This window comes from Terrabacter terrae (genome assembly GCF_039529575.1).
GTDB lineage: Bacteria > Actinomycetota > Actinomycetes > Actinomycetales > Dermatophilaceae > Terrabacter > Terrabacter terrae.
Window position 1 is genome coordinate 1 of sequence record NZ_BAAANB010000224.1, and the last position, 7,158, is coordinate 7,158.

Consider the following 7,158-nt stretch of genomic DNA (forward strand, 5'->3'; position numbering starts at 1 on the left):
GCGCAACAGGTGGTGCCCGGCCTCAAGGGCGGTGAGTGACCGTGGCCCGAGTCGCCACCAGAGCCGCCACGAGAGCCACCACGAGCGGCAGCACGAGGGGCAGCACCTGGCTCGACCGTGCCCTCGCCGACGTGCGCACCGGCCGCTTCGAGCAGACCCTCGCGGGCCTGACGGCGGCAGGCGCTGCCGTCACGACCGGCGAGATCTACCTCGCCCACGACGGTGCCAGCTTCGGCAACAAGCTGATGTGGTGGCCGGTCGCGATCCTGCCCGCCGCCGTCCCGGCCGGCGTGGCCGGCGTCTTCTCCAAGCGGGCCGCCCACACCGTCCTGCCCGTCGCCTCCGCGCTCATCGTCGCCAACGGCCTGCAGGGCACCTGGCTGCACTGGCGCGGCGTCGCCCAACGACCGGGCGGTGTCACCCGCTACAACCTCGAGGCGGGACCACCGCTCTTCGCCCCGCTGCTGGCCACCGTCGTCGGTGGCATGGGGTTGCTCGCCGCCGTGCTGCGCCGTGAGGGCCAGGCCCCGCGACGCAGCCCGGCAGCGGCGGCGCGCTCGCTCCGGCGAGGGAGGCGCCGCTGATGCCGTACCGCGCCCCGCACCGCCGGGGGGTCACCCCCCAGGGCCGCGGCCGCTTCCCCGGCTTCGACGTGCTCGACTCGGTCGACGACTGGGACGACGTGACCGCGGGAGTCGTCCTCGGCCGCCTCGCCCATCCCGCCGACCTCGCGTTCTTCACGTCGCACGAGGTCTCGGTCGCGGCGCCGCTGCTCGACCTGATCCTCGCGCAGGACGAGGAGCCCCGCGTCCCGGTGCTGGAGCTGCTCGACGCACGACTCGCGATCGGGGAGACGGACGGCTGGCACTACGACGACCTCCCGGAGGACGCCCAGGCCTGGCGGCACACATTGGCCTGGCTCGAGGAGGACGCAGCCGAGCATTTCGACGGTGCCAGCTTCGCCGAGCTCGACGCGAGCCGGCAGGCCGCCCTGGTGAACGACGTGCAGGCGCACTCGTCAGCGGGTGAGCAGTGGCACGGCGTGTCGGCCGAGCGCATCTGGAGCCTCTGGACCAGGTATGCGTGCACGGCCTTCTACTCCCACCCGTGGGCCTGGAACGAGATCGGCTTCCCGGGCCCCGCCTACCCGCGCGGCTACGTCAACCTCGGCGTGGGCGGTCGGGACCACTGGGAGGTGGCCGACGCCGTGGACCGGCGCCCCACCCCGTTCGTGGAGCGCGTCGAGGCGGCCCGCCGCGAGCACAGCGCCCTGCTCGAGGGTCACTCGCCGGACGGGGCAGGGCAGTGACCCGGCTCGACAGTCCCCGCAGCGAGCGGGAGCTGCGGGCCCGCAACGAGTCCGCCTGGCTGCTGCCGACCGACGGGACCCGGAGCAACCACCGGCTGCGCGACGACATGCGCCGCTTCGACGACGACGACGAGGTCGACCTCGTCGTCGTGGGCGCCGGTGCGGGCGGCAGCGTCCTCACCCAGCGCCTGGCACGAGCCGGCTGGCGCGTGGTGTGCCTCGACGCGGGCCCCTTCTGGGACCCGGACCGCGACTGGGTCTCGGACGAGCGCGGGTCCCACACGCTCTACTGGACCGAGCCGCGACAGATCGGCGGCACGGACCCGGTTCCGTTGGGCTCCAACAACTCCGGTCGTGGCGTCGGCGGATCGATGGTCCACTACGCGGGCTACACCCCGCGCTTCCACCCGAGCGACTTCTCGGTGCGGACCGACGACGGCGTGGGCGCCGACTGGCCCATCGCGTACTCCGACCTGCGCCCCTACTACGAGCAGATCGAGCAGGAGCTGCCCGTCGCGGGCGAGGACTGGCCGTGGGGCGACCCGCACCGGTATCCCCACTCGGCGCACCCCGTCGGCGGCAACGGCGAGATCCTCCAGCGGGGCGCGCTCGCCGCGGGCATCGAGACCCGCGTCGGCCCTGTCGGCATCGCCAACGGCCGCTTCGGCCACCGCCTGCACTGCATCTACCGCGGCTTCTGCCTGCAGGGGTGCAAGGTCAACGCCAAGGCCAGCCCGCTCATCACGCACGTGCCCGACGCCCTGGCGCACGGCGCCGAGATCCGGCCCGACAGCATGGTCACGCGCGTGGTCGTCGACGACGAGTCGGGCCGCTGCACCGGCGTGACCTACCTGCGCCGCGGTCGCGAGCACTTCCAGCGCGCCCGCGCCGTCGCCGTCGCCGGCTACTCCATCGAGACCCCACGCCTGCTGCTGCTCTCGGCCACCGAGCGGTATGCCGCCGGGCTGGGCAACGACCACGACCAGCTCGGGCGCTACCTCATGGTCCAGGGCGCCCCGCAGACCTCCGGCCGGTTCGAGGACGAGGTCCGCGCCTACAAGGCCCCGCCACCGGAGGTCTCCTCCGAGCAGTTCTACGAGACCGACCCCACCAAGCCCTACCGGCGCGGCTGGTCGATCCAGAACGTCAGCCCGCTGCCCATCACCTGGGCCGAACACGTTGTGGCGCAGGGCCACTGGGGCGCGCCGCTGCGCGAGTACCTCCGCGACTTCGTGCACTGGGCCACCATCGGCGCCCTGTGCGAGTTCCTCCCGCAGCCCGACAACCGCGTCACCCTGGCCGACGAGAAGGACCGGCACGGCCTGCCGATCGCGCACTTCTCCTACTCGCAGTGCGACAACGACCGCATGCTCACCAAGGCCGCGACGGAGTCGATGGAGACCATCCTCAAGGCGGCCGGCGCCAGCGAGGTCATGACGATCGACCGCTACGCCCACCTCGTCGGGGGCGCCCGCATGGCAGCCCGCGCCGAGGACGGCGTGGTCGACCCCGACCACCGCGTCTTCGGGATCCCCAACCTCTACGTCGTCGACGGCAGCGTGCTGCCCACCCAGGGCTCGGCCAACCCGGCCCTGACGATCATGGCACTCGCCGCCCGCGCCGCGGATCGCCTTGCGACACAGGCGCGCCGGGGGCTGACCGAGCAGCAGGCGGTGCGAGCATGAGCGCGGGAGCCGGGCACCCGGCATACGCGCGCGACGAGAGCGCCATCACGCACGTCGAGACGGCCGTCTACCGCTTCCCGACCCCCGAGCCGGAGGCCGACGGCACGTTCGAGTGGCACGCAACGACCGCCGTCACCGTCACGCTCGCGGCGGGCGGGCACACCGGCCTCGGCTGGACCTACTCGAGCCGGGCCGCTGCCGCGGTCGTCGAGGACGAGCTGACGCCGCACCTCCTCGGCCGCAGCGCCCTCGACGTCACGGACGGCTGGTCCGCGATGCGCCGCGCCGTCCGCAACCTCGGCAGCAGCGGCCTCGCCATGCAGGCCGTCAGCGCTGTCGACGTGGCGTGGTGGGACCTCAAGGCACGCCTGCTGGGGCTGCCGCTCGGCGACCTGCTCGGCCGCTGCCGCGACGACGTGCCGGTCTACGGCTCAGGGGGATTCACCACCCTCGACGACGCCGGGCTCGCCGAGCAGGTCCAGGGCTGGGTCGAGGCCGGGTGCACGGCCATGAAGATCAAGATCGGCGAGAGCTGGGGCACCGACCCCGAGCGCGACCTGGACCGCACCCGGCAGCTGCGCCGGCTCGCCCCCGACGGCACGCGGCTCATGGTCGACGCCAACGGCGGCTACACGGTCGGCGAGGCCATCCGGGTCGGCGACCGTCTCGACGACCTCGGCGTCGAGTGGTTCGAGGAGCCGGTCTCCAGCGACGACACCGCGGGGCTCGCCGCCGTCCGTGAGGCGCTCGCCGCAGACGTCGCCGCGGGGGAGTATGCCGCCACGCCCGACGACGTGACCGCGCTCCTTCCGGTCGTCGACTGCCTCCAGCTCGACGGCACCCGCTGCGGCGGCTACACCGGCTGGCTGCGGGGGGCGACGCTGGCCGAGGCCGCCCACCTGCAGGTCTCGGCGCACTGCGCGCCCGCGCTGCACGCAGTCGTCGCGGCCGCCGTGCCCAACCTGCGGCACGTCGAGTGGTTCGTCGACCACGCGCGGCTCGAGCCGCAGCTGCTCGACGGCATCCCGGGGGTCGCTGGCGGCGCCCTGCACCCGCGCGACGACGGGCCGGGTCACGGCATGACGGTGAGCGGGGGTGCCGAGCAGTGGCGGGTCGCGTGAAGCTGCCGGCGGGGCTGCCGCTGCACGTCCTGCGGGAGTATGCGGTCCTCGCCGACGGCGAGCGCGCCGCGCTCGTCGGCCCCCGCGGCGAGGTCGCCTGGCTGTGCGCGCCGCAGTGGCACGACGACCCCGTCTTCGGCTCGCTCATCGGCGGTCACGGCACCTATGCCGTCACCCCGCTCGACGGGCGCTACGTCTGGGGCGGCTACTACGAGCCGGGCAGCCTCGTCTGGCGCGGTCGGTGGACCGCCGACGACCGGGTGATGGAGTGCCGTCAGGCGCTCGCGTTCCCCGGCGACAAGGACCACCTCGTGCTGCTGCACCGGCTGGAAGCCCTGCACGGGGACGCCCACTTCGCCGCGATCCTCTCGCTGGCGGCGGGCTTCGGCGCCGACCCGATGGTCGACGTGCACCGCTCGGGCGACGTGTGGACCGCTCGCGCCGGCCAGCATCTCGCACGGTGGACCGGTGCCGGTGAGGCTCACTGGGTGACCTCCGAGAACCGCCTCGAGCTCGCCATCGAGCTGCGCGAGGGCGAGACCCACGACCTCGTCCTCGAGATCGGCCGCGACCGGCTGCCGGACCGTCCGCCCGCGCCCGACCCGACCTGGTCGGCGACCCTGGCCTCGTGGAGCGACGCCGTGCCGAGCTTCGACCAGACGATCGCCCCGACCGACGCCAAGCAGTCGTATGCCGTGCTCCGCGGCCTGACGAGCGCCACCGGCGGGATGGTGGCCGCGGCCACCATGTCGCTGCCCGAGCACGGTGGGCGCAGCCGCAACTACGACTACCGCTACGCGTGGATCCGCGACCAGTGCTATGCCGGCCAGGCCGTCGCCGCGTGCGGCGCGCACCCGCTCCTGGGCTCCGCCGTCACCTTCGTCTCGGGCGCGCTGCTCGAGCACGGCAACGACCTGCGACCGGCCTACACCGTCGACGGCGGCCTGGTGCCCGACGAGCGCCAGCTCGACCTGCCCGGCTATCCCGGCGGCAAGGACGTCGTCGGCAACTGGGTCAACCAGCAGTTCCAGCTCGACACCCTCGGTGAGTCGCTCCTCCTCTTCGCCGCAGCGGAGCGGCACGGGATGCTCGACCTCGACGGCTGGCGGGCCGTGGAGACGTGCATCGACGTGATGCGGAAGCGCTGGAAGAAGCCGGACGCCGGCATCTGGGAGCTCGAGGACCGCCGTTGGGCCCACTCCCGGCTCATCTGCGCGGCCGGGCTGCGCGCCATCGCCGCGGTGGCGCCCACCGCGCAGGCGGCGGAGTGGGCCGGCTTCGCCGACACCATCGTGGCCGACGCGACCTCCGACTGCCTCCACCCCACGGGGCGCTGGCAGCAGAGCCCGCAGGACGAGCGGGTCGACGCCTCCCTGCTGCTGGCGGCCGTGCGGGGCGCCGTCCCACCGGAGGACCCACGCAGCATCGCGACGCTCGAGGCGGTCCGGCAGGAGCTGGCCGACGAGGGCTACCTCTACCGCTTCCGCCACGACGAGCGCCCGCTCGCCCAGGCCGAGGGCGTCTTCCTGCTCTGCGGCTTCCACATGGCGCTCGCCGCGCACCAGCAGGGACACCGCGCCGAGGCGCTGCGGTGGTTCGAGCGAGGCCGCGCGGCCTGCACGACGCCGGGCCTGTTCACCGAGGAGTTCGACGTCCGCCAGCGCCAGCTGCGCGGCAACCTGCCGCAGGCGTTCGTCCACGCCGGGATGCTCGAGGCCAGCGCCCGCCTCGCCGACGGTCCCGCCACCCATCTGCACACCTGACCGACCCCGACGGGTACGAACCGTCCCAGTCCGCAACGACGAGAGGAAACCCCCATGAACGACGCACGAGCCCACCGCAACCAGGTCGTGGCCGTCACGGGCGCCAGCGGCGGCATCGGCCGCGCCACGGCGGTCGCCTTCGGCAGGCGCGGCGCCAAGGTGGCGCTGCTCGCCCGCGGCTCGGCCGGTCTGGAGGCCGCCGCCGACGAGGTCCGCGCGGCCGGCGGCCACCCCCTGGTCGTCGAGGTGGACGTGGCCGACCCCGAGGCCGTGACCGCCGCCGTCGACACCGTCGAGACGGAGCTCGGGCCCGTGGACGTGTGGGTCAACGTCGCCTTCACCTCGGTCTTCGCGCCCTTCGACGAGATCACCCCCGAGGAGTTCCGGCGGGTCACCGAGGTGTCCTACCTCGGCTACGTCTACGCCACGATGGCGATCCTGCCGCGGATGAAGAAGCGCGGCTCCGGCACGATCGTCCAGGTGGGCTCCGCGCTGGCCTACCGCGGCATCCCGCTGCAGACGGCCTACTGCGGTGCCAAGCACGGGATCCAGGGCTTCCACGAGTCGCTGCGCTGCGAGCTGCTGCACGAGAAGAGCCCGGTGCACGTGACGATGGTGCAGATGCCCGCCGTCAACACCCCCCAGTTCGAGTGGGTGCGCTCCCGGCTGCCGAAGAAGCCGCAGCCCGTGCCCCCGATCTACGAGCCGCACGTGGCGGCGAGCGCGGTGGTCCACGCGGCCGACCACCCGAAGCGCCGCGAGTACTGGGTCGGCGGCAGCACGGTCGGCACGCTCGCAGCGAACGCCATCGCCCCCGGACTGCTCGACCGCTACCTCGCCAGGACCGGGTTCACGTCGCAGCAGACCGACCAGCCGAAGGACCCCGACCGCCCGGACAACCTCGAGCAGCCGGCCGACGAGCACCAGGACTACGGCACGCGCGGGCCCTTCGACAAGCGGTCGACCGACCGTTCCCCGCAGCTGTGGGCCTCGCAGCACCACGGCGTGCTCGGTGCGATCGGCGGCCTGGCGCTCGCCGGTGTCGCCGCCGGACTCGGCGCCAGGCGCTCGCGGTGACGCGAGCGCGCCGGGGGCCGACGGCGCCGGTCGTGCTCGAGGCCGGGAGGGCCGCATACGGCCTCGTCGCCCTCGTCGCGCCGCAGCGGGTGGCGGCGCTCGTGCTGGGGCGGCCGGCGGGAGAGGCGGCCACCCGGGTTGCACGACTGCTCGGCGCGCGACATTTGGCCCAGGGCGTCGCGGTGCTGGCCACCGGCGGTGCA

At 74.0% G+C, this 7,158-nt stretch carries 7 protein-coding genes; all 7 read left to right on the forward strand.

All coding sequences use genetic code 11. The features are described from left to right. The first annotated feature begins 35 nt into the window (after nucleotides 1-35). Nucleotides 36-584 (forward strand): hypothetical protein, encoded by a 549-nt coding sequence (locus tag ABD194_RS21305; RefSeq protein ID WP_343995271.1) that lies wholly within the window; start codon nucleotides 36-38, stop codon nucleotides 582-584. Continuing rightward, nucleotides 584-1,309 carry a gluconate 2-dehydrogenase subunit 3 family protein gene (locus ABD194_RS21310; protein WP_343995273.1) on the forward strand — a complete coding sequence of 242 codons (726 nt, stop codon included), beginning with the start codon at nucleotides 584-586 and terminating at the stop codon, nucleotides 1,307-1,309. Before ABD194_RS21305 ends, ABD194_RS21310 begins: the two co-directional genes overlap by 1 nt. Beyond that, on the forward strand, nucleotides 1,306-2,994 hold the full coding sequence (locus tag ABD194_RS21315; RefSeq protein WP_343995275.1) for a GMC family oxidoreductase: 1,689 nt from the start codon (nucleotides 1,306-1,308) through the stop codon (nucleotides 2,992-2,994). The genes ABD194_RS21310 and ABD194_RS21315 overlap by 4 nt, the downstream gene beginning before the upstream one ends. After that, nucleotides 2,991-4,115, forward strand: a complete 1,125-nt coding sequence (locus tag ABD194_RS21320; RefSeq protein ID WP_343995277.1) for an enolase C-terminal domain-like protein — start codon at nucleotides 2,991-2,993, stop codon at nucleotides 4,113-4,115. Before ABD194_RS21315 ends, ABD194_RS21320 begins: the two co-directional genes overlap by 4 nt. After that, complete coding sequence (locus tag ABD194_RS21325; protein WP_343995279.1) at nucleotides 4,112-5,878, forward strand: glycoside hydrolase family 15 protein; 1,767 nt, start codon at nucleotides 4,112-4,114, stop codon at nucleotides 5,876-5,878. Before ABD194_RS21320 ends, ABD194_RS21325 begins: the two co-directional genes overlap by 4 nt. A 54-nt stretch (nucleotides 5,879-5,932) precedes the next feature. Continuing rightward, nucleotides 5,933-6,955 carry an SDR family oxidoreductase gene (locus ABD194_RS21330; RefSeq protein WP_343995281.1) on the forward strand — a complete coding sequence of 341 codons (1,023 nt, stop codon included), beginning with the start codon at nucleotides 5,933-5,935 and terminating at the stop codon, nucleotides 6,953-6,955. Next, nucleotides 6,952-7,158 (forward strand): hypothetical protein (locus ABD194_RS21335; RefSeq protein ID WP_343995283.1); only part of this gene is annotated, 207 nt, incomplete at its 3' end. The genes ABD194_RS21330 and ABD194_RS21335, both read left to right, overlap by 4 nt.